Raw genomic sequence first — 20614 nt, 5'->3', positions numbered from 1 at the left:
GGAGGATGATCCCGCGTTGGTCATCGATGGTCACGGACGAAGATTAACTCTCCCTACTTCCGTACGTGGCCCACACAATGCCCCGACAGATTCCTAACTATCTGCGAGTCCACCGCGAAGAGCCGCCAGTCGGCCAGCCAAATACGCAGGAAGCGTACCCTGGGCTGACTCAAATTTCGCACGCCATGCAAAGCCTGACCGGCTTTGGACTCGCGCTTCGTGAAGAACGTTCTCCCAATAAGGGGCAGCGCATGTCGCAGCAACATGTGAACCAGGGAAGCAAGTCGGCACGCATCGAACTGCATGCCCACACGGCCGAAACCGTCGCCATTGACGACGCCGGCACGCTGGAAAACATTGGCAGCCTGGCCGGTGGGCTCGAATTCCTTCTGGCGGAAATTGATCGCCTGCGGGTGGCCGTTCGCCAACGAGACGCCGAACTCGCAACCCATGTCCCGGTCATTTCGTGCCCGACCGTCGATCACCTGGCCGACCGCCTCGAGGCAGCCCTTGCCTCGGCCGTCGAAGTCACCGGAGCGACCGCCGCAGGCCTTTACGTTTTGGATGATGCCACCAGCCAATTGAAGCTGAGGGCCTCGTTTAACCTGCCAGAAACCCGCCACTTAAGCCCTGCCCGCCCACTGGAAGGCAGCCTCGCCGATCTCGAAGCCTTGGCCGGCAGTGCGGTTGTGCTGGAAGACACCAAGCTGTTGCCGCATTGGCACTGCCCGGAAGACGTTCCTTCGGCAGCTTGCGTACCGGTAGCCACGTCGTCCACACCGCTAGGCACACTGTGGGTTTTCGTCGACCATACCCGCAACTTCACCGATCGCGACACGAACCTGCTGGAGATCATCGCGGGCAAGATCGCCGTCGACCTCGAACGAGATCAGTTGATTTCGGAACGACGCAGCGCCCAGAAACTGGCTCGCCAACGAAACCAGATCGCCGATCGCCAGAAATCGCAGCTTCCCAATGTGAAGCCCCTGGTCGAAGGCTGGGACGTTTCGGCTTGGACGCAGCAAGGGAGCGACCTGGGTGGTGACTTTCACGACTGGGCCGTGATTGAAGATGGTAAGCTGGCAATCTTTGTCGGGGACGCGATCGACGAAAACTTCGACGCCGTAATGACCTCGACCAGCCTGGCAACGGCCGTCAAAGCCAACTGCCGGATTGCCCACAACGCCGAAGTGATGCTCGACCGAGTGAATCGCACCTTCTGGGCGGCCTCGGCTGGCGACCACTTTGCCTCGCTCGCTTACTCGATCTTCGACCCAATGCTCGGCACCATGGAAGCTGGATCATGCGGACATATCCAAGGCTTTGCTTTCAAACAGAACTCGGTTCGTCCCCTTTGGAGCAACTCGCAGCCACTGGGGAGTGGCCCCGAAGTGACTCCGGAACTGGCGACTGCCCTGCTCCAGCCAGGCGAAGCGATGGCCCTGTTGTCGTCGGGCCTGATCGAGACCCTGCGAGCGCTCGACGGGAAGAACTGGAAAACCAAGTTCTGCGACCTGGTGGTCCGCCACCTCGACCTGCCAACTGAGAGGATTTTGCGGGCAGTTCAGGAACGCCTGAACCGGGGCTCGGAATCGATTTCGCTCGACAAAACACTGGTGTTGGTCAAGCGAAAAGAAGAAAACTAAGATCAAGCGAACTTGTGGGGGCCAATCGTGTCCCCCACTTGACCTTTCGAGGCTTTCGCGTAAACTGCTTCGTTTGGTGAAAAGCCAAAAATGTGGGCTCGTGGCGGAATTGGCAGACGCGCTAGGTTGAGGGCCTAGTGTCCGCTTTAGGACGTGCTGGTTCGACTCCAGTCGGGCCCACTTCAAAGGGTTTGCGAGACAATCGCAGGCCCTTTTTTCATGCGCCGATCGAAGCCCAACGACACCCGTCCAGTTCCCTCGTATTAGAGAAGAGGCGACGGCGCCCCGGCCTTGATTACGGCCTGGACATACTTGGCCACCATATCGGGCTCGACGCCGGCGTGACTGGCGATCTCGCGGACCACTTTCTCGAAGTCTTGCCCGGCCTGAAATCGAGCCAGAATAATCGGCAAGTACGACTCGACTTGCTTCACAATTCGCTTGGTCAGCGGTCCCGTGTCGGTAAAGACCGGCCCCTGTCCCTTCTTCGATTTCTTCAGCGGTTGAAGCTTGAACTCAGACATCAGCGGAACTCGACAGGATGATAAAGGGAATCAGACGTTCCCCCTATCGTACCATCCCCACGTGGCGAATTCAGCCAGAAAGAATCGTGGGGGTCTCGTTTTTAAGCGTGACTAAGCAACGCGACGGGTGTCATCCGGAATGGCTTCGGGAGCCGCATCAGGATAGGCAAATCCGCTTTGCGAATCGTTCCATCGCCGCAGGGCCACTGCCACCAGGTGCCCACCAAACGCAACCGACAACTTCAAGGCATGCTGGATCTTCAGCTCTCGCCCGACCAGCGGTACGCAGTCGATATCGACTTCCGGATCGATGCTTCGCAGGTTCGAGGTTGGCGGAACGAATCCGTCTCGCAGAGCCAGCGTGGTCATCGCCAGTTCGACACTCCCCGATGCGTTGAGCAAGTGCCCGATCATCGACTTGATGCTACTGGCACACAAGCGACTGGCAAACGGACCAAACGCGGCCCGAATACCACGAGCTTCGTTCACGTCGTTCTGGGCTGTTCCGGTGCCGTGACAATTGACGTAATCAATGTCGCGTGGACCCAAATCGCTCGATTTCAGCGTGATTCGCAGCAAACGCTCCAAGGCGTCGCTTTCCATATCAATGCCGGTCACGTGATGCGCTTCAGCGAGCATCCGACAGCCGAGAACCTCGGCGTAGATCTTCGCTCCGCGGGCCAACGCGTGACTCAAGCGTTCAACGACGAACATCGCCGCCCCTTCACCGATGACAAAGCCATTGCGGGTTTTGTCGAATGGGCGACAAGCACGAACCGGATCGGCGTCGTCTGAAAGGACTCGCATCTTCCGGAAGCCTGCGACAAACAATGGATCAATCGCTTCCGCACTGCCGGCCAAGGCGATATCGCATTGACCATCGCGGATCGCTCGAACCGCACACGCCAATTCGACCAGGCCACTGGCGCACGCTGTGGAATGCGACAGACGAGGCCCTTCCAACTGGAACTTATGGGCCACGTGGTAAGAAGGAGTACAAGGGAAGAACTGCTCGTGCGGTATCCCCCCAGCCACCGGCCAGGTTCCGCCAGGCACATCGATCACATCGAAGATCGAGCGCGCGTCCCCCATCCCGGCACTAACGGCGCAGCCAAATCGCGTGCGATCGACCGCCGTCATGTCAATTTGTGAATCTCGGATTGCTTCGGCTGCGGCGATTTCGTTGAGTGTCAAAATCTTCAACCGCGGCTCGAGGCCGTCGGGCAGATCGACCGGAGCTCCCAGGATCAGATTGTCTTCAATCGGAGCAATCCCAGTCATCCGGCGAATTCCGCACGTTCCGCGCCGTATCGACGCCCAGGTCGATTCTCGATCCTGGCCGACCGACGTGATCAATCCGATTCCGGTTATTACTACCGGATCTTTCGCGTCATCTTTGGTCACGTTGCGTTATCCAACCGCTGAAGTGCCACACACCCTCGCCGAACGATCTCCCTATCGATCGGGCTTTCGAGGCCATCGTGTGGGAAAGTTACCCAAACACGGAATCTGGCACCAGTTCAGTTTTTTGAAGAGTGCTGGCATGAACATTCGCGGGGGAATTCCGCATATCCGGAAAGAATTGCCAATTTTCCCTCAAGAACGGTTGCCAAACGAACAGCGAAAGCTAAACTCTTTGCTGTGGGAATTTGACCCACAGGAGACCAAAACCTATCACTGAAGTGGGAAACTAACCCAAAAAGGCGTTTGGCCGGTTTTCCTTTTTGAAATCGAAAACGCATGGGGTCGGACCAGTTCATCCTCGGGGAATACAGCCGAACGCTGGACGACAGGTTCCGGCTTTCGATTCCCACGCAGATCACCGATGTGGTCGCGCCGGATGGGGACGACTTGATCCTGGTGAAAGAACGACCAGGATGCCTCAGCCTTTGGAATGGGCCTCAGTGGCAGGGAAAGCTCGACGCCGGCGTGAATCTGGTTCATGCCAAGATTGCGGCGGGCAAGTTAGAGAACCGCATCGCCGACGTGCAACTGCTCGGGCGATTGCTTTCAACACGACAACGAAACGTCACGCTGGCTGGTAAAGGGAGATTACTAATACCGGAGGGATTTCGGGAATTCTTAGGCGTGGAAGCTGGGGGCGAAGTCTTAATTGTCGGCGCCGCCGTCTGTGTCGAAATCTGGAAGCCAGAAGCATGGCTCTCCAATCTCGAAGAGAAGATGCCTGAATTCCGTTCTCTGCTGGATCAGCTTAGCGGCTAACACCCATACATCACGAATCACTAAGTTTGCCAGGGAATTGATCGAACGTCGTTAAACCCTGTTTTGTTCCGTAAACGACTCGGATCAATCACAAGACACCAGGGATGGCCTTTCAGGCATGGATGCCTACCTTTAAATTCCCCGGCAAACCACGGCCCCGCGGTTGAGAATAGTCCACTCAACCGCGGGGCTTTTTTTGCGCCCACACTCAAGTGTTTAATCCCAAACACTCTAAAAATATTTTATTGCACAAACTCCAGCTCGCCCCTATATTGAACCTCGCAGAACCCCTCCGCAGACAAAAAGCGGCCTACTATCTACTCGGCCGCCTTTCCTGATCCTGATCCTTATCCCATCAACTCTTCTTTCAACGGAATCCTAGAGGAGCCTCGCCATGCAATGCGCTCGATCGGTGCTGCGCCCACGCCCAGCATTTACCCTCGTCGAACTCCTGGTGGTCATCGCCATCATCGGCGTTCTGATCGCTCTGTTACTGCCGGCAGTGCAACAGGCCCGTGAAGCTGCCCGGCGCACTCAGTGCATTAACAACCTTAAGCAAATCGGGATTGCCCTGCACAATTACCACGACACCTTCAAGGTGATGCCACCTCTGGCCATCCTGGGCAACGGTTCTGGCAACCCCCAAGCCGCTCGCCATTACACGTGGATTTCGTTGCTGCTGCCGCAGTTTGAACAAGCGGCTCTGCACGACCAGTTCAATTTCTCGGCTCCGGCCTGGAATCAAAGCCTGCCCGGTGGTCTTGGCAATCTGCAAGGTGCACCGGTGGCTCCGATGCTCCGCTGTCCATCGGACGGCGACTTCCGCGATACCAGCCAGACCGGCGGGGTCTCGGTGACCAACTACGCTGCCTCGGAAGGCTACCACTGGTGGTCGACCGCCAACCTGAGCGCGGATTATTTGTCATCTACACTCGGCGTGCCTGGACTCCCCTCGGAATCGGCCAGCCGCGATTGGCGCGGTGCTTTCTGCATTGGCAATAAGGTCGATATGGCGAACTTCCTGGATGGCACGTCGAACACCATCGTCGTCGCCGAAGCCAATGCCACCGCCTACAAGAATGGCGGCGACCGCTGGAATGCCGGCACCGGCGTTCGCCGAGCCGCTTCGAATGAAGCCGTCATCCGGCCTGCCTACGTCTTCACAGCCAATTACGGTTTTGCCCGCCGAGCACCCTATGCCGATCCGGCCGGCGCCGCGGCCACTGCCGATGGCTGGTTCAAGCAACCTTCCGATGGCGTTCCATACCACTTCACGCCGTCGTACATCTCGTACCGCAACATCAACAACGACTGGCAAGGCCCCAGCAGCATGCATCCCGGCGTGGTCATGTGCCTGATGGGAGACGCCTCAGTCAGTCGCATCACCGAAGGGATTACCTACTGGACCTGGCTCAGCATGAACGGCATGGCCGACGGCAACATCGCCAGCCTCGATAACTAAGCACACCCTCGCTTTTCAACGGAGACTTTCTCATGCGAATCTGGATGATCATTGCCATTCTTTTTAGCTGCGGCACCCTCATCGGTTGCGGTGGCAGCGATAAGCCGGAGAACCCGGACACGACCGACCCCAACATGACGTCGGCCCCGGAATCACCACGGTAAGTTGCAACGAATATTCGAAACGAAAAGAGCCAGGCCCCATCAGGCCTGGCTCTTTTTTTGTCGGATGATCGATCGCTGGCGAAACTACTTCGTTTCCGAGACGTAGGCCATTCGGATCTGATGCAGAATGCTCTCGAGGGCTGCACTTTCATGCGGTTCGAGATTCCCTTTCGTCTTCGCTTCCAGCATCCCTAGCAAGTCAATCATATGCTTGGCGACTTCCGGGTGACGAGCCGTTTGCCCAGTCACCGGATCTGGCATCAGGCCCAAAGCCGAGAAGGCCTGGGTAGCGAGCATCGAAATCAGCAGCGTGAAGTCCGCCGGCGGCATCGGCTCCGGCGATCCACCTTCGGCCGGCTGATCTTCGACAATCTTCTTTTCCGAATCGTGATCTTCGCTCATAGCATCAACTTTGCATCCCTCTCCTCAGAATCGGGAGAGGGCCTTGGGAACGGCGAGAAAGCGCAGATTAGGCGTCGGCTGCTTGTTGCGATGCACTATCGCTGGCGGCAGCTTCCTTCTTGGCATCGCGGCGACGGCGAGCGATCGCAGCGCCAACGAAACCCGCGAAGAGCGGATGAGCCTGGATCGGCTTGCTCTTGAACTCCGGATGGAACTGAACCGCGACGAACCAAGGATGCTCGTCGATTTCCAGAATCTCCACCAACGACTTGTCGGGCTTCAGGCCGGCAAACGACATGCCGTTGCTACGGAACTGGTCCCGATAGACGTTGTTGAATTCGTAGCGGTGACGATGACGTTCCGAGATCTCCTCGGTCGCATAGGCATCGTGCGCCTTGCTGCCAGGCTCCAGGGCACATGGCTGCGTGCCGAGTCGCATCGTGCCACCCTTGTCGGTGATATTCTTCTGCTCGTCCAGCAGACAGATCACCGGGTGTGGCGTGTGCTTATCGAACTCGGTCGAGTGGGCACCTTCCAGATTGACGACGTTTCGGGCGAATTCGATCGCGGCACACTGCATCCCGAGGCAAATCCCCAGGAACGGAATACCACGCTGACGGGCGTAGCGAATCGCTTCGACTTTGCCTTCGATACCACGTTCGCCGAAACCGCCAGGGACCAGAATCCCGTCGAAACCGGCCAGCATCCGCTCGGCACCTTCCGTTTCGAGCGTTTCGCTTTGGATACGCCCGATACGGATCTGCGACTTGTGATGGATTCCGGCGTGATCGATCGCTTCGTAGATCGACTTGTAGGCATCTTTATGCTCGGCATACTTACCGACGACCGCGATACTGATTTCGTGGTCCGGGTAACGCAGCGTGTGCAAAATCTCTTGCCATGGCGTCAAATCGACACTCGATACCTGGGGCAGGCCCAACTTGCCGGCAATCAGATCGTCCAGGTTATTATCGTGCAGACTGATCGGCACTTCATAGATCGAGAAGTCCTTGTCCTTTTCCTCGATCACCGCTTCGATCGGAACGTTACAGAACAGAGCGATCTTTTCGCGATCGTCACGGCTCAGGTTCCGCTCGGTACGGCAGATCAGGATGTCTGGCTGGATACCGATTTCGCGAAGCTGCCCGACCGAGTGCTGAGTCGGCTTGGTCTTCAGCTCGCCGGCCGCCTTCAAGTACGGCACGAGCGTGAGGTGAATGAACAAGCAGTTTTCGCGACCGACGGTCTGCGGGAACTGACGAATCGCTTCCAGGAATGGCTGGCTTTCGATATCACCGACGGTACCACCGATTTCAGTGATGATCACATCGGTATCGTCATCCCCCAGCTTCCGGATGACCGACTTGATCTCGTCGGTGATGTGCGGAATGACCTGAACGGTCTTGCCGAGGAACTCCCCGCGACGCTCTTTGTTGATCACGGACATGTAGATCTGTCCGGTCGTGTAGTTCGAGTCGCGCGTCAGCGGGCTGTTGGTGAATCGCTCGTAGTGCCCCAGATCGAGGTCGGTCTCGCTGCCGTCGTCCAGCACATAAACTTCGCCGTGCTGATAGGGACTCATGGTCCCTGGGTCGACATTGATATAGGGGTCAAGCTTCTGCATCTTGACCTTCAGGCCGCGCTGCTCGAGGAGCATTCCGACTGACGCGCTGGTCAACCCTTTTCCTAGTGAACTGACAACACCGCCGGTAACAAAAATATGTTTTGCCATGAAGTTGCGTGGGCCCTTAGACCGTCCATGCTTCGGAGCAGAGAGGGACATGCCAGGGCGAAAAACCTCGGCCGACTCTGGATATAAAAATCCAAGCCATTAAGCCCATTTAACGTCCGGCCAACGGAGATTAAACGATACCTAACGGAAACCAAAGCGACGCCGCTAGCGTGAAACCACTATCCTAGCAATTGCCTATCTTTCTGACAAACGCCGCATAGTCGGCTGGCGTGTCAATTCCGATGCTGGGCTCGGCGATCGTACCGACCAGAATCGTTTCTCCCATCTCCAGGACCCGCAGTTGCTCAAGCTTCTCTAACTGCTCTAGGGGGGAAGGTGGCGCGGTGGCGAGCTTCAGCAGGAAGTCACGCCGGTAGGCATAGATGCCCAAATGCTGAAAAAACACGGGGGGCTCGGCATCGATCTGCCCCTCGAAGCCATCCCGAACAAAAGGAATAGGACTTCGGCTGAAATAGAGGGCTCTGCCGTTTTCCCCAAAAGTAACCTTCACGCAGGCGGGATCCCGCAACTTATCGAGGCAGCGAATCGGAGTCGCCAGAGTCGCCATCGAGACGTCTGGGTTGGTCTCCAAAAGGAACCGCACCGTTTCGATCGCCTCCGCCGAAATCTCGGGCTCGTCTCCTTGGACGTTAATGAAGATATCGATGTCTGGTCGGACCTGGGCGATCTCAGCAACACGATCGGTGCCGCTAGCACACGACTCGCTGGTCATCACCGCATCGCCACCAAAACCAATCACCGCCGACTCGATCGATTCATGGTCGGTTGCCACCACGACGCCATCGGTTCCCTGAGCCTGACAGGCCGCCTCGTAGGTATGTTGAATCAATGGCTTGCCGGTCTCGGCCAGCAGCAGCTTCTGCGGCAGACGGGTCGAATGCAAACGAGCCGGAATGACAACAAGACTGGTCAGCGAAAGGGCGAGGGCTGGTTTCATAGTGTTTGATGGAATGCTTCTGGGGCGAAAACGTGCCTTTCCTCCCGGCACGAGGCCCACAGCATACGAACTTTCGCCTGACCGTCAGAAGGCCAGTTTGCGAACTGGTTTAACAGGCCTTTCACCGCCTCCCCCACTTTTGCTAACCTTCTGCTCGATAGCTTATCGGGATTGGTAAGAATTTCGCGGAAGGACCGTCGGTTATGTGTGGTATTGTCGGATACGTTGGTGATCTTCGAGCGGCAGATTTCCTGTTGGAAGGACTGCGTCGCCTCGAATACCGCGGATACGACAGCGCCGGCATCGCCGCTGTCGATCGCCACCAGCAGTTTCATGTGGTGAAAACTGCCGGCCGAATCGACTCGCTGGCAGACCGCCTGGCCGATGACATGCCGGTAGGAACGACCGGGATCGGGCATACCCGTTGGGCCACCCATGGTGCCGCGACCGAAGCCAACGCCCACCCCCACCTCGGCCCTGAAGGCGAGGTGGTGATCGTCCATAATGGCGTGATCGAAAACTACGCGGCCCTCAAATCACGCCTGCAGCAAAAAGGATATGTCTTCCACAGCGATACCGATTCGGAAGTGATCGCGTACATGCTGGAAGATGGTTACAAACAGCTTTCGATCGCCCCAGGCAAAGCCCCGACCGACGATGCCTTGGTTGGCCTGGTGCAGAAAGTTCTGGCCAAGCTGCAAGGCACCTACGGCGTTGGCGTGCTCTTTCGTAGTCGACCAGACCTGATTATCGCGGCTCGACTTGGCAGCCCGCTGGTGATTGGCGTTTCCGACGATGCCCACTTCCTGGCCAGCGATGCTTCGCCCCTGGTTGGCTATACCGACAAAATCGTCTACCTCACCGATCATCAGGTAGCTCTGCTGAAAGCCGATTCGCTCCAGATTGCTCACCGCGACCTGGGCGAGGTTTCGCATAACGTCGAGAAACTCGAGATCGCGTCTGGCGATGTGGAACTGGGCGAGTACGAACATTACATGCTCAAAGAGATCTTCGAGCAGCCGCAGTCGCTGGAAAATACGATGCGCGGCCGCCTGAATCTCGACAATGCCACCGCAGTCTTCGGCGGGCTGAATCTGACTCCGCAGGAACTTCGTGGCGTCGACCGTATCTTGCTGACGGCGTGTGGCACGAGTTGGCATGCCGCGATGGTGGGTGAATACCTGATCGAAGAGATGGCTCGCATTCCGGTGGAAGTTGAATACGCTTCGGAACTGCGTTATCGAAACCCGCCTGTTCCGCGACGAACGCTCGTTTTCGGGATTACCCAAAGCGGTGAAACGGCCGACACGCTGGCTGCCCTTCGCGAGATGAAACGCAAAGGACACCCGACCCTCGCCATCTGCAACGTGGTCGGCAGCAGCATCGCCCAGGAAGCCAACGGTGGGATTTACCTGCATGCCGGCCCTGAGGTTGGCGTCGCTTCGACCAAGGCATACACCTCGCAGCTGGCCGTGCTGGCAATGCTGGGGCTTTATTTCGGAAGATTGAATCACCTGAGCTTCGACCAGGGATATCGGATCATTCGCGCGATGCAGGCCCTGCCCGATGCCGTTCGCACCGCACTGAACACCCAAGAGCAGGCCCAAAAGGTCGCCGAGAAATACCAGTCGGCCAACAACTTCCTGTACCTTGGCCGCTATTTCAACTTCCCTACGGCCCTGGAAGGTGCTTTGAAGCTAAAGGAAATCAGCTACATCCACGCCGAAGGCTATCCAGCGGCCGAACTGAAACATGGGCCGATCGCCCTGGTCGACGAGAACACGCCAAGCGTCTTCATCATGCCGCAGGGCGTGGTTTACGACAAAGTGATGAGCAACCTCCAAGAGATCAAAGCGCGAGGTGGTCCCGTCATTGCGATTGCCAGCGAAGACGATCACGAGATCGACAACTACGCCGACGACGTGATCCGGATCCCGACCGTAGAAGAATTCCTGCAGCCGATCGTTTCGGTCATTCCGCTGCAGTTCATTGCCTATCACATTGCCCTGCTTCGTGGCTGCGACGTCGACAAGCCACGCAACCTGGCCAAGAGCGTGACGGTCGAATAACTTTCGGCCGTTGATGCTGGAACTTGATGACCGAGTGGTGTAAAACTGCCCTGCCCCACCATTGGCGGGCACTCGTCCCTACCCCACCATCCCATCAAGGTCTCGAATCTCATGCACCTCTCTAAGCTGATCCTGGTCGCCGTATGCGCGGTCTACCTCACCGGCTGTGAAGGCGAACCTCTCATCGAGTTGCAACCCACTTCGTCTAGCCCTGCCCCTGCGGCCGCTTCGCCATCTAGCAGCCCCGCCCCCAGAGTTCCCACGGCCAACATCGATAACAACTGGCAAGACGTCGAGCGTGTGAAGCAGGAAGTCGAGAAGCTGGAACGATGCGGTTTTGAAGGGAATATCGAAACGGGCCTCGCACTGACACATCCACGCTGCGTCGAGATCGTCGGCGGGGCAGCGAAACATCGCCAGGCGGTGCAGCAAGTGGTTGAGGTTGGCCGGCAAAACAATGCCCGACTGGAAACGCTCGACTTCCCAGATCCTCCCACCTTCGTGGAATCGGACCAGCATCACTTCGTGGTCATCGCCATGCACGGGGTCATCGACAGCGACCTGGGCCGAATCGATATCAACAACTACCTGGTGGGCTGCAAAGAGAAGGATCAGACCCAGTGGCGATTTGCCAACGCCGAGTTTCTGAAACAGGTCCCGATCAAACGCGTTTTCCCTGACTTCCCAGGGGGCGTGAAATTTCCGACGACGAGCGTTCGCCCGCTGTAAGCAGCAGCCTGGCACCACAACCTAAGAATCAATGCTTCGAACGAAAAAGAGGCTCCGGCGACTTTACTGGAGCCTCTTTTTCTAATTCGAATCTGGGCCTTAGGCTTTAAGCCACAGCGGTAGGAGTTCTTCGGACCTGAAAAGCGGCCAGCATTAGGCCAATCCAGCCCATCAGCAGGAAGATCGCCCCCATCGGCGCAAACACGGCTAAGGTGGGCATATTCAGTAAAGCACTGAAGGCTATACCACAACCGTAAAACAGGGTCCCCAGGCTGAACCCAATGCCGCCGAGCACTTGTCCCCAACGTCCACCAGAGACCAAGCCCAGTACGGTCAAGGCAACCGCGTGAATTGCCAAATATCGCAATCCATCCTGGTACTTCCCCCAACGCTGAGCACTCTCTTGCCGGTCCACCTCGCTGATGACTTTGACTGGCATTCCTGGACGTCCATCGGGGCCAATATCTCCCGGCATGTCGACCGCCTTTGCCTTGAGGTCCGTGGCAAATTTTTGTGCGGCGTATGGCTCGGCAATTGGACCGCCGACAACCAGCACGATCCCAAAGAAAGCCCCCAGGATCAGGTTAAATTGAAACATGTCGAGAAATCCAAATGAAACGTCGGCGAAAGCTCGAGGCCAATCCCAGAGGATTGACTCTCTAAGATCGTGAAAGGGAATCCATCAGTTATCGACGCCGCCGCGTAGACTTTGAGGACAATTCAAAATCGAGTTGCGTGTCTTCTGTGACGTTTGCGGTCAACTGAGCTGGATCCATAACGTATGACACTGGAACTACTTTTTTTTCCGCTGTGTATCCAGCGATTTTCACACTCTTTTCTCCAGGCACACACTGAAGTTCGTAGTTTCCTTCAATGACTTTTCCGCTCTCTGCGACGCCGTTTCCGTCTGCAGGGGAAAAGATAACGCTTCCGTCGTGCACTGGCGTTCCATCAAGCGTGACGGTTCCGGTTACGGTGAGCTTGTGGGGCTCACTTGAACAACCAACCGACAGTAGCACAGAGAACGAAAGCAACAGGCAGCAGGCTAGCTGTGAAAATGAAACTCGAGTCATTTCGATACACCCCGATAGAAGACGAAAAAAGGAATGAATGGGAATGCAGCATCGTGGTAAGAATCGATTACCACGATGCCTGATCCAATGAATGCGTTTATTCCAGTGCGAGTCGTGGCAGGCTCCTGAGCATGCCACGTTGTGCACCATGAATTAGACGCGGAGATAATCAGAAACTCGTTAGAGAGATCCGATCACCTTCCCATCGTCGCGTCGGGAGAGATATTTCAGCGTGTTCGTGTTGACCGTTTCAGGGATGAAGGTCACAGAACCATCAGCACGAGTCGTCATGACACCACCTGGATGAGCACTTCGCAACTCGAAGCAAGTCATCGTGTTCTCGTCGGCGTAAGGTATGCCCTGAGTATCTCGCCATGGGTTCTTAACATCGGTTCCAGCAGCAACGAAATCAGGAGCGGCTCCTAAAGGAGTGTTCACACCAAACACGGTGGTAAACATCGATTCCATCGCCCAGCCATTCCAGTAGTTGCCCAGCGTGCACTCGATTTGCGGGCTCTGACGAATTTCACCGAACATCAAGGTGTTGCTCGTCCCGTCGGTAATGTCTCGCAGTCCGATTTTCGACTTCACGAAGAACAAGCCACCCATTGCGCTAGATTCCGCGGCCACTGCCTGATTCAGCACATTATCATTGGCATTGCCGACATAGTTCCCCTGAAAACCGTCGTTGCCGATCTTTCCACCGTTTGGATCGGATGGGCAAACAAAACCTTCCACCACGGTCTTACGAACGTTTTCTGGCCAAGTGTTCGCAGCAGATGTGCTCATCAGTGGCTGAATCGTGTCGTACATGGCTGATTGCTCGACAAAAGGTAACGTCGCCACAAACCAGGTTGATCGATTCGGGTTCTCCGAGGTGTTCTCACTCTGCTGTGTGTTGTATTGGCCGTAAGGAAACGAGCCATAGGTATCGTGATAATTGTGCATTGCCAGACCCAACTGCTTCAGGTTGTTGGTGCACTGGATACGACGGGCGGCTTCGCGGGCTTGCTGCACGGCTGGCAGCAACAGGGCAATCAGAACGCCAATGATGGCGATAACCACCAGCAGTTCGACGAGCGTAAATCCCTTTGACTTCGACAACGACATTTTGATCCACTCCAGGACATAGTAAGAAAGATGATGGAAGGTGGCGGAAGACCTGGAGTCGAATCGAAGCCGGTAGGGAATCGACTGCATCCTGGGGGATAGGCTACCGCAAGACCCACATGTTGCATGAATTGGGGTGGGCGATCAGGCACTATTGTGACTGCATCCATCAATAATGCATTGCCAATTCCGTTTTTGTAAGTTTTCAATTTGTTGCAAACGTTATCAATTCGGAGGAGTTCCGCAGGCCAACTGCGGGTTTTCCGGTAACGCTTTGCTCACTTCGCCCCTCTGCAGAGCCAAATGACTATTCATTAGTACGATAAGTATTCTTCAAGACCTTTCATGGAACAAACTACGACTTCCATAGGCGGAATGCAACAGCTTACCAGGAAGTGTTGTGGAAAGATTTCGGCCGGGTCACACGCCAACCAAGAATTCAGCGGCATCGCGACGAGCAACAGCCCATGCCACCCAACAGGCAATGCCCGCATAGCCGAAGGTGGGTGCGGGTTTCCGCAGACCATCAAAAAGCAGAAGACTCGCGCTGAAGCAGACTCAACGGAGCGATTTCCCACGCAAAGCAGGGTTCAAGGCAATCCCCCTCTTTCTCGCGATTGACATTTGGATTCGGTTGTCAGATTCTGATAGAAAAAGAGAACCCCACGGTACGTTCACCTGAGAACCCGTCTGAGGAGCGTTTGTAGGGATCAGAATTTGGCAGAAGGCAGCGATCTTCATACGTGATGAGTAGAATACGAAGTACGATTGTGTATTCTGGTGAATTACGAAGCATTGCGAATTTCGTTATTTGTGATTTTCAATTTGTTGCATGACGAAAAAGCCGGATGCGGAGCGTCAGCGGATGATTGACCACTCTAACTTGGTCACCAAGACTATTGCCTTGTTCCTGCCCCGGGGACACGAGCAATCCGCGCGCATCACGGCGGGTGCTGCCATGGGCGCTGCTGATTTTCCTCATATCTCGATCCTCGAATGGCCCTACGACGACACTCACCCCGATTTTGACCATGATTTCAGCGGTCTAGAGTTCGACGGAGCCATCATTTGGGCCTACAGCGGTTCCCCCTGGGCTCGTCGACTGCTTGAGATGGGCATCCCCGTGGTGAACTGCGGCAGCAACTGGATCCGCGAGGGAGTTCCTTCCATCGCGTTCGATTGGGACGCCTTGCAGGACGACTTGGTTGAGAAATTTACCGCTCTGGGGCGAGAACACGCTGCGATTGTTTCTCACAATCTCGGAAATGATCCATTCAAGATCAATTGGCTGAACACGATCACCAAGCGTCTCAACGAACAGAATATTTCGACGCAGTTCTTTATTGCCCCTGGCCTGCCGAGCGAAGAACGTCAGCGGATGTTCCAGCCTGCCCGGGAAGCCGAGATTATCACCTTCCTGCAAGAACTGCCCCAGCCGGCAGCGATCTTCTGCGACGACGATTACCTGGCGGCCCTTTTGTGCCGGGTTGCCCGCGACCTTGAGTACCGAATCCCCCAGGACGTGGCAGTCATGGGTTTCGGCAACTTCACGGTTAGCAAGGTCGCCTCGCCAGCGATCTCCTCGATTGAGATCCACGGCCAGATGATCGGACGCCAGGCCTTTAACATGGTCCGGCAGCGTCTGGAAACGCCAGATGGCGAATTCCCCCAGGTGCAGCAGGTACGACTGGATTTCATCGAACGGGATACGTTCCGCTTCGAGTTAGTCAAAGATGCCGTCGTCGCTCAGGTTAATCGGATCATCGAACGTGAGGCCTGCCAGGGAATCAACGTCGACGAATTGGCCAGACGCCTGGGAGTCTCGAGAAACACGCTTAATCGCCGCTTCCAACAGGAATACGGCATTACGCCAGGCAAAAAGATCCGAGCAATCCGCGTGCAGCAAGCGAAGCAAATGCTGGTGAACTCGGACCATAGCGTTACGAAAGTAGCCGAACTATGTGGCTTCCCCGAGCCTGCCAACTTCGTCAACTTCTTCCGCCGCGAAGTCGGGCAAACGCCGAATGAATATCGCAGCACCGCCAAGCAGAGCGAAGCCTAGTTTACGGAGAGTTAGCTTCTCCTCGTCTGCTCGTTTCCCAAAGCGCATGAAAACGGCCTGAAATCTCTCGACTTCAGGCCGATTCGCATTCGTGATCTGCCCATCGGGTTAGCTGTAACTTCGCGTGAACGCTTTACGCAGCAAGGCCAGGCTCTGTGGAAGAGCTGTCTTATAGTCTTCCATCCCTTCGAATTCGAGCGAGATGTAACCGCGGTAGTCATGCTTCCGCAGGATCTCCCCAATTCGCGGGTAATCGAGATCGAGCGAGTACCATTGACCACCACCGTAATAGGTCTTGGCCTGAACAAAGACGGTCTTGGGAGCAATCTTTTCCAGACGCGAGTACGGATCTTCCAGAAAGTTGCCGGTATCGGTGCAGATCTGCAGCCAAGGCGAGTCGACTGCGTTCACGATTCTCAGGATGCCCTCCGGAGTCAGCCCCAGCCCCCAGTGGTTTTCCAAGGCGAGAACAACGCCGCACTTTTCAGCCGTCGGCAAGCATTTCTCGAGTGCCTCGATCACCCATGGGTAGCCATCTTCGTCGGTGTAACCTTCCAGTGGCTTTTCGATTCCGCGGTTTTCCATCAGGATGTCGAAGCTGCCTGACGTTCCCCAACGCCCGGTGTTCACTCGCATCACCGGAATTCCGAGTTCGTACGCAATCTCGATCTGCCCAATCGTCCGGTCAATATTAAACTGGCGTTCTTCTCGGTCAGGCGTCACAAAGCCTTGGTGCGTCGACAGGCCGACCAGGGGCAATCCCAATCGCAAAGCGTGCCGTTTATACGACATCATCTGCGAGTGGCTGATCAATTCGTTCTGTTCCAATTGATACAGCAGCAGTTCGACCCCATCGAAACCAAACTCATCGGCAATGTCGATGCACTTGTGAAAGTCGCGGAACTCTTCGTTATGGAATCGCCACAACGAGTAGGTCGAAAGGATGATTGGCGAAGTCTTGCGAGCTCCGTTTTCTTCCGTAGGCTTGGATTCGTCCGCACCACAAGCCTGGCTCAAGGGAATCAACGATGCGGCTGCCGCAGCAGCAGACAAAAAACCTCGACGACTTGCGATCGAATCAGAAAAGGCCATGAGAATTCCTACCGGTCAGAGATGAGTAAACGTGTGAAAAGGAACTCGAATTTCCGATGAAATGCGTTCGATTCAGGACTTAAGGCTCGGCGAGAATGGCACGAAACTGCGCCGCTTCGTCCTCAGGAAATGTCTTCAGCAATGGGCGAATCGTGAAGTTGCCATGCATTTTGCGATCTCGAATAAACATCCAATCCGAGATCTCGTTTTTGGGCACCGTCCATTGTTGGCCCATCTGCACGTTGCTGATCATGTCGGGGGCATTGTCGATGGTGCCGGTGAATTTGCCGTCGGCATATTTCACATTCGATAACCACATGTGCTCGACTTCGTCGCCATCTTGAATCGCGACTTTGACGGAGAAGTTCTCGCCATTGCCGCTGTGTAGCGTATCGATGAACTGATTGACCGACGATTTCGCCTGAGCAATCGCGGCCTGCATTTCTGCTTCATCGTATTCCGTATAAGCCGAATCCGACTGCGAACCACAGCCAGCAACGGCAAGCACGAACCCAAACCACAATCCCAAGCGACAGATATGCACGAAGGAACAACTCCTGAAAAGACGTCAAACCAGCAGCACTGATCTGGAAATTCAGCATAGAGGCCCCGTCGGAGGCTCGCAATTGATTCCGCGTATAATATTACGCACTAGAAATGGGCTTTTTGCTGACGCTCAGCCAAGATCGAGCGTCACTCAGGCCTCGGCCTGCTATTACCAACCGCCTCGATACATTCGCTTGAGCCGCGACGCCGAGGTGCTTCCGCTGATTCGTCGCTTCTCCATCCCGTCGACGACATATACAAATTGCGGAATGCTGCTGATCCCATATTGCTGGGCCAGTGTTGGATTCGAGTCGACATCGACTTTCCGAATCGGGTAGCCCGCATTTCGGAGTTCCTGGTAGGCCGGATCAGCATGACGACACGCAGGGCACCAGTTGGCACTGAAAAACAGGATCTTTCCAGGAAGATCGCGGGGCTGAACGTTGGGATCATCCACCGGCCCGCCTGAGTAGCTGGCCACCGTAAGAATCACCGGGGCAATGAAGCAGAGGATTGCCACGCCCACCACGACTGCTTTTTGCATTACCTTCTCTCCCCCAAGCGCAGTCCGAAATTACATCTCTATGATCCAGTAAAGCTTATCCGAGAGAGCCGACCGCCCCTTCCTGGTGGAAACTTGGACCAATCCGCTGGTCAATCTTCCCCACTCCCATACATCCCGCACAACCGAACCATGGCGTAAACGTGCTTTCTCGTCCCCTCGTATCGCCGCGAAGTGCGATTTCGACCACCAAAATCACCCGCGATCACGACCGATCGAAGAGCCAAAAGGGCCTTCCGAGACATTCCTGGGGAAGAATTCCAAAATCATTTCGCCCGTGTTTTCCCGTGTTAAATGGTTCTTTCCACGAAATTCCGTCGTGGAAATCACTGAGCCCGTTGACGCCCGGTCCTGATCTGGTACATTTCTCTCTTCCCAGTTGGGCAACATCGCTCGCAGGGACAAAAGCAAAACGCTTTTGCGAGTGTGAAAGCACTCAAAACGATCTTTGACAATTTGGTAGTGACCTCTGTTTGAGAACGAAGGTGGTTGTGCTTTTGGAGGCCAGCTTGCTGGCTGAAGAAAGCGATCATTATTTGAACTCAAACTAGTTCAATTTCTTTTTTAAACTAGTAGCTAGTTCAAGCACTGTCGATTTTAACTTGCTAACACACTTTGAGGCTTCGGCCTTGGAGTTAAGCAAATATTTAATTGAAGGGTTTGATCCTGGCTCAGAATGAACGTTGGCGGCATGGATTAGGCATGCAAGTCGAGCGAGAACCAAGGAAGCTTGCTTCTAAGGGGACAGCGGCGAAAGGGAGAGTAACAGGTAGATACCTACCTCCAGGCTGGGAATAGCGTCGGGAAACTGGCGGTAATGCCCAATAACATCTACGGATCAAAGCTCCGGCGCCTGGAGATGGGTCTGCTCACTATTAGCTAGTTGGTAAGGTAATGGCTTACCAAGGCGACGATGGTTAGCGGGCGTGAGAGCGTGGCCCGTCTCACTGGGACTGAGACACTGCCCAGACACCTACGGGTGGCTGCAGTCGAGAATCTTCGGCAATGGACGCAAGTCTGACCGAGCGATGCCGCGTGCGGGATGAAGGCCTTCGGGTTGTAAACCGCTGTCAGAGGGAAGGAAATTTTGACCAAACCTCAGAGGAAGGTCGGGCTAAGTTCGTGCCAGCAGCCGCGGTAAGACGAACCGACCAAACGTTATTCGGAATTACTGGGCTTAAAGGGTGCGTAGGCGGTCACGCAAGTCAGATGTGAAATCCCACGGCTCAACCGTGGAACTGCGTTTGAAACTGCATGACTTGAGGGAGATAGGGGTGAGCGGAACTGATGGTGGAGCGGTGAAATGCGTTGATATCATCAGGAACACCGGTGGCGAAGGCGGCTCACTGGGTCTCTTCTGACGCTGAGGCACGAAAGCTAGGGGAGCGAACGGGATTAGATACCCCGGTAGTCCTAGCTGTAAACGATGAGCACTGGATCGAGGGACCTCCCACAGTTTCTCGGTCGTAGCGAAAGTGTTAAGTGCTCCGCCTGGGGAGTATGGTCGCAAGGCTGAAACTCAAAAGAATTGACGGGGGCTCACACAAGCGGTGGAGGATGTGGCTTAATTCGAGGCTACGCGAAGAACCTTATCCTAGTCTTGACATGCTTAAGAATTTCCCTGAAAGGGGAAAGTGCTCTTCGGAGAGCTTTTGCACAGGTGCTGCATGGCTGTCGTCAGCTCGTGTCGTGAGATGTCGGGTTAAGTCCCTTAACGAGCGAAACCCTTATCTCTAGTTGCCAGCGAGTAATGTCGGGGACTCTAGAGAGACCGCCGGTGTTAAACCGGAGGAAGGTGGGGATGACGTCAAGTCCTCATGGCCTTTATGACTAGGGCTGCACACGTCCTACAATGCAACATACAAAGGGAAGCCAACTCGTGAGAGTGAGCAAATCCCAAAAAGTGTTGCTCAGTTCGGATTGCAGGCTGCAACTCGCCTGCATGAAGCCGGAATCGCTAGTAATCGCGGGTCAGCATACCGCGGTGAATATGTTCCTGAGCCTTGTACACACCGCCCGTCAAGCCACGAAAGTGGGGTGCACGCGAAGTCGCTAAGCTAACCTTCGGGAGGCAGGCGCCGAACGTGAACTCCGCGATTGGGACTAAGTCGTAACAAGGTAGCCGTAGGGGAACCTGCGGCTGGATCACCTCCTTTCTAAGGAAAACTTTTGGTTCAAGTGGTTTTCACGAACCCAACGAACCCAAAAGTGGGACGACCACCGATCACTCAAGCAAGTCACTACCTTATTTATATTGAAA

17 protein-coding genes, 1 tRNA gene and 1 rRNA gene are annotated in these 20614 nt (G+C 55.5%); 9 read left to right on the top strand and 10 right to left on the bottom strand.

Going from position 1 to position 20614, the window contains the following annotated elements:
- Positions 1-77: 77 nt before the first annotated feature.
- Both AB1L30_RS03985 and AB1L30_RS03980 read left to right on the top strand, forming a co-directional pair.
- Positions 78-1646, top strand: coding sequence for a SpoIIE family protein phosphatase (locus AB1L30_RS03985; RefSeq protein WP_367012100.1), 1569 nt, complete (start codon positions 78-80; stop codon positions 1644-1646).
- Between the two features lie 94 nt (positions 1647-1740).
- Positions 1741-1826, top strand: a tRNA-Leu gene (locus AB1L30_RS03980).
- An 83-nt stretch (positions 1827-1909) separates the two neighbouring features.
- On the opposite strand, the gene AB1L30_RS03975 is transcribed toward AB1L30_RS03980, so the two are convergent.
- Positions 1910-2170, bottom strand: coding sequence for a hypothetical protein (locus AB1L30_RS03975; protein ID WP_367012099.1), 261 nt, complete (start codon positions 2168-2170; stop codon positions 1910-1912).
- A 111-nt stretch (positions 2171-2281) separates the two neighbouring features.
- Positions 2282-3574, bottom strand: a complete 1293-nt coding sequence (locus AB1L30_RS03970; protein ID WP_367012098.1) for a beta-ketoacyl-[acyl-carrier-protein] synthase family protein — start codon at positions 3572-3574, stop codon at positions 2282-2284.
- A gap of 336 nt (positions 3575-3910) precedes the next feature.
- On the opposite strand from AB1L30_RS03970, the gene AB1L30_RS03965 reads away from it, so the two are divergent.
- The 3 genes from AB1L30_RS03965 to AB1L30_RS03955 all read left to right on the top strand — a co-directional run bounded on the left by AB1L30_RS03965 (position 3911) and on the right by AB1L30_RS03955 (position 6019).
- Positions 3911-4393 carry a division/cell wall cluster transcriptional repressor MraZ gene (locus tag AB1L30_RS03965; RefSeq protein ID WP_345095010.1) on the top strand — a complete coding sequence of 161 codons (483 nt, stop codon included), beginning with the start codon at positions 3911-3913 and terminating at the stop codon, positions 4391-4393.
- Positions 4394-4787: 394 nt separating this feature from the next.
- Positions 4788-5855 (top strand): DUF1559 domain-containing protein, encoded by a 1068-nt coding sequence (locus tag AB1L30_RS03960; RefSeq protein WP_367012096.1) that lies wholly within the window; start codon positions 4788-4790, stop codon positions 5853-5855.
- A 32-nt stretch (positions 5856-5887) separates the two neighbouring features.
- On the top strand, positions 5888-6019 hold the full coding sequence (locus AB1L30_RS03955; protein ID WP_345095013.1) for a hypothetical protein: 132 nt from the start codon (positions 5888-5890) through the stop codon (positions 6017-6019).
- Positions 6020-6103: 84 nt separating this feature from the next.
- On the opposite strand, the gene AB1L30_RS03950 is transcribed toward AB1L30_RS03955, so the two are convergent.
- The 3 genes from AB1L30_RS03950 to kdsB form a co-directional block, all read right to left on the bottom strand.
- A complete protein-coding gene (locus AB1L30_RS03950; protein WP_367012094.1) occupies positions 6104-6421 on the bottom strand; it encodes a DUF1844 domain-containing protein in 318 nt (105 codons plus the stop codon).
- A gap of 67 nt (positions 6422-6488) precedes the next feature.
- Positions 6489-8153, bottom strand: a complete 1665-nt coding sequence (locus tag AB1L30_RS03945) for a CTP synthase (protein ID WP_367012093.1) — start codon at positions 8151-8153, stop codon at positions 6489-6491.
- Positions 8154-8337: 184 nt separating this feature from the next.
- Positions 8338-9111 carry a 3-deoxy-manno-octulosonate cytidylyltransferase gene (gene kdsB / locus AB1L30_RS03940; protein WP_367012092.1) on the bottom strand — a complete coding sequence of 258 codons (774 nt, stop codon included), beginning with the start codon at positions 9109-9111 and terminating at the stop codon, positions 8338-8340.
- 203 nt (positions 9112-9314) lie between these two features.
- Here kdsB and glmS point away from each other — a divergent pair, with 203 nt between their 5' ends.
- On the top strand, positions 9315-11180 hold the full coding sequence (glmS, locus tag AB1L30_RS03935; protein ID WP_367012091.1) for a glutamine--fructose-6-phosphate transaminase (isomerizing): 1866 nt from the start codon (positions 9315-9317) through the stop codon (positions 11178-11180).
- A gap of 111 nt (positions 11181-11291) precedes the next feature.
- Positions 11292-11909: a hypothetical protein gene (locus tag AB1L30_RS03930; protein ID WP_367012090.1), complete on the top strand. Its 618-nt coding sequence runs from the start codon at positions 11292-11294 to the stop codon at positions 11907-11909.
- Positions 11910-12015: 106 nt separating this feature from the next.
- Here AB1L30_RS03930 and AB1L30_RS03925 read toward each other — a convergent pair whose 3' ends face one another.
- The gene (locus tag AB1L30_RS03925) at positions 12016-12507 is read right to left on the bottom strand and encodes a DUF423 domain-containing protein (protein WP_367012089.1); all 492 of its coding nucleotides are present in this window, start codon (positions 12505-12507) and stop codon (positions 12016-12018) included.
- 655 nt (positions 12508-13162) lie between these two features.
- A complete protein-coding gene (locus AB1L30_RS03920) occupies positions 13163-14092 on the bottom strand; it encodes a DUF1559 domain-containing protein (protein ID WP_367012088.1) in 930 nt (309 codons plus the stop codon).
- 865 nt (positions 14093-14957) lie between these two features.
- Here AB1L30_RS03920 and AB1L30_RS03915 point away from each other — a divergent pair.
- Positions 14958-16154, top strand: a complete 1197-nt coding sequence (locus AB1L30_RS03915) for a helix-turn-helix domain-containing protein (RefSeq protein ID WP_367012086.1) — start codon at positions 14958-14960, stop codon at positions 16152-16154.
- A gap of 108 nt (positions 16155-16262) precedes the next feature.
- Here AB1L30_RS03915 and AB1L30_RS03910 read toward each other — a convergent pair whose 3' ends face one another.
- From AB1L30_RS03910 to AB1L30_RS03900, 3 genes are all read right to left on the bottom strand, one after another.
- On the bottom strand, positions 16263-17246 hold the full coding sequence (locus tag AB1L30_RS03910) for a sugar phosphate isomerase/epimerase family protein (protein ID WP_367012085.1): 984 nt from the start codon (positions 17244-17246) through the stop codon (positions 16263-16265).
- A 79-nt stretch (positions 17247-17325) separates the two neighbouring features.
- On the bottom strand, positions 17326-17790 hold the full coding sequence (locus AB1L30_RS03905; protein WP_367012083.1) for a DUF2314 domain-containing protein: 465 nt from the start codon (positions 17788-17790) through the stop codon (positions 17326-17328).
- A 171-nt stretch (positions 17791-17961) separates the two neighbouring features.
- Positions 17962-18336, bottom strand: coding sequence for a thioredoxin family protein (locus AB1L30_RS03900; protein WP_367012081.1), 375 nt, complete (start codon positions 18334-18336; stop codon positions 17962-17964).
- Between the two features lie 666 nt (positions 18337-19002).
- On the opposite strand from AB1L30_RS03900, the gene AB1L30_RS03895 reads away from it, so the two are divergent.
- Positions 19003-20510: ribosomal RNA gene (locus AB1L30_RS03895) — 16S ribosomal RNA — on the top strand.
- The last annotated feature ends 104 nt before the right edge of the window (positions 20511-20614 follow it).

The sequence above is a fragment of the Bremerella sp. JC817 genome, assembly GCF_040718835.1.
Classification (GTDB): Bacteria; Planctomycetota; Planctomycetia; order Pirellulales; family Pirellulaceae; genus Bremerella.
This window is presented reverse-complemented; position numbering and strand designations above follow the sequence as displayed.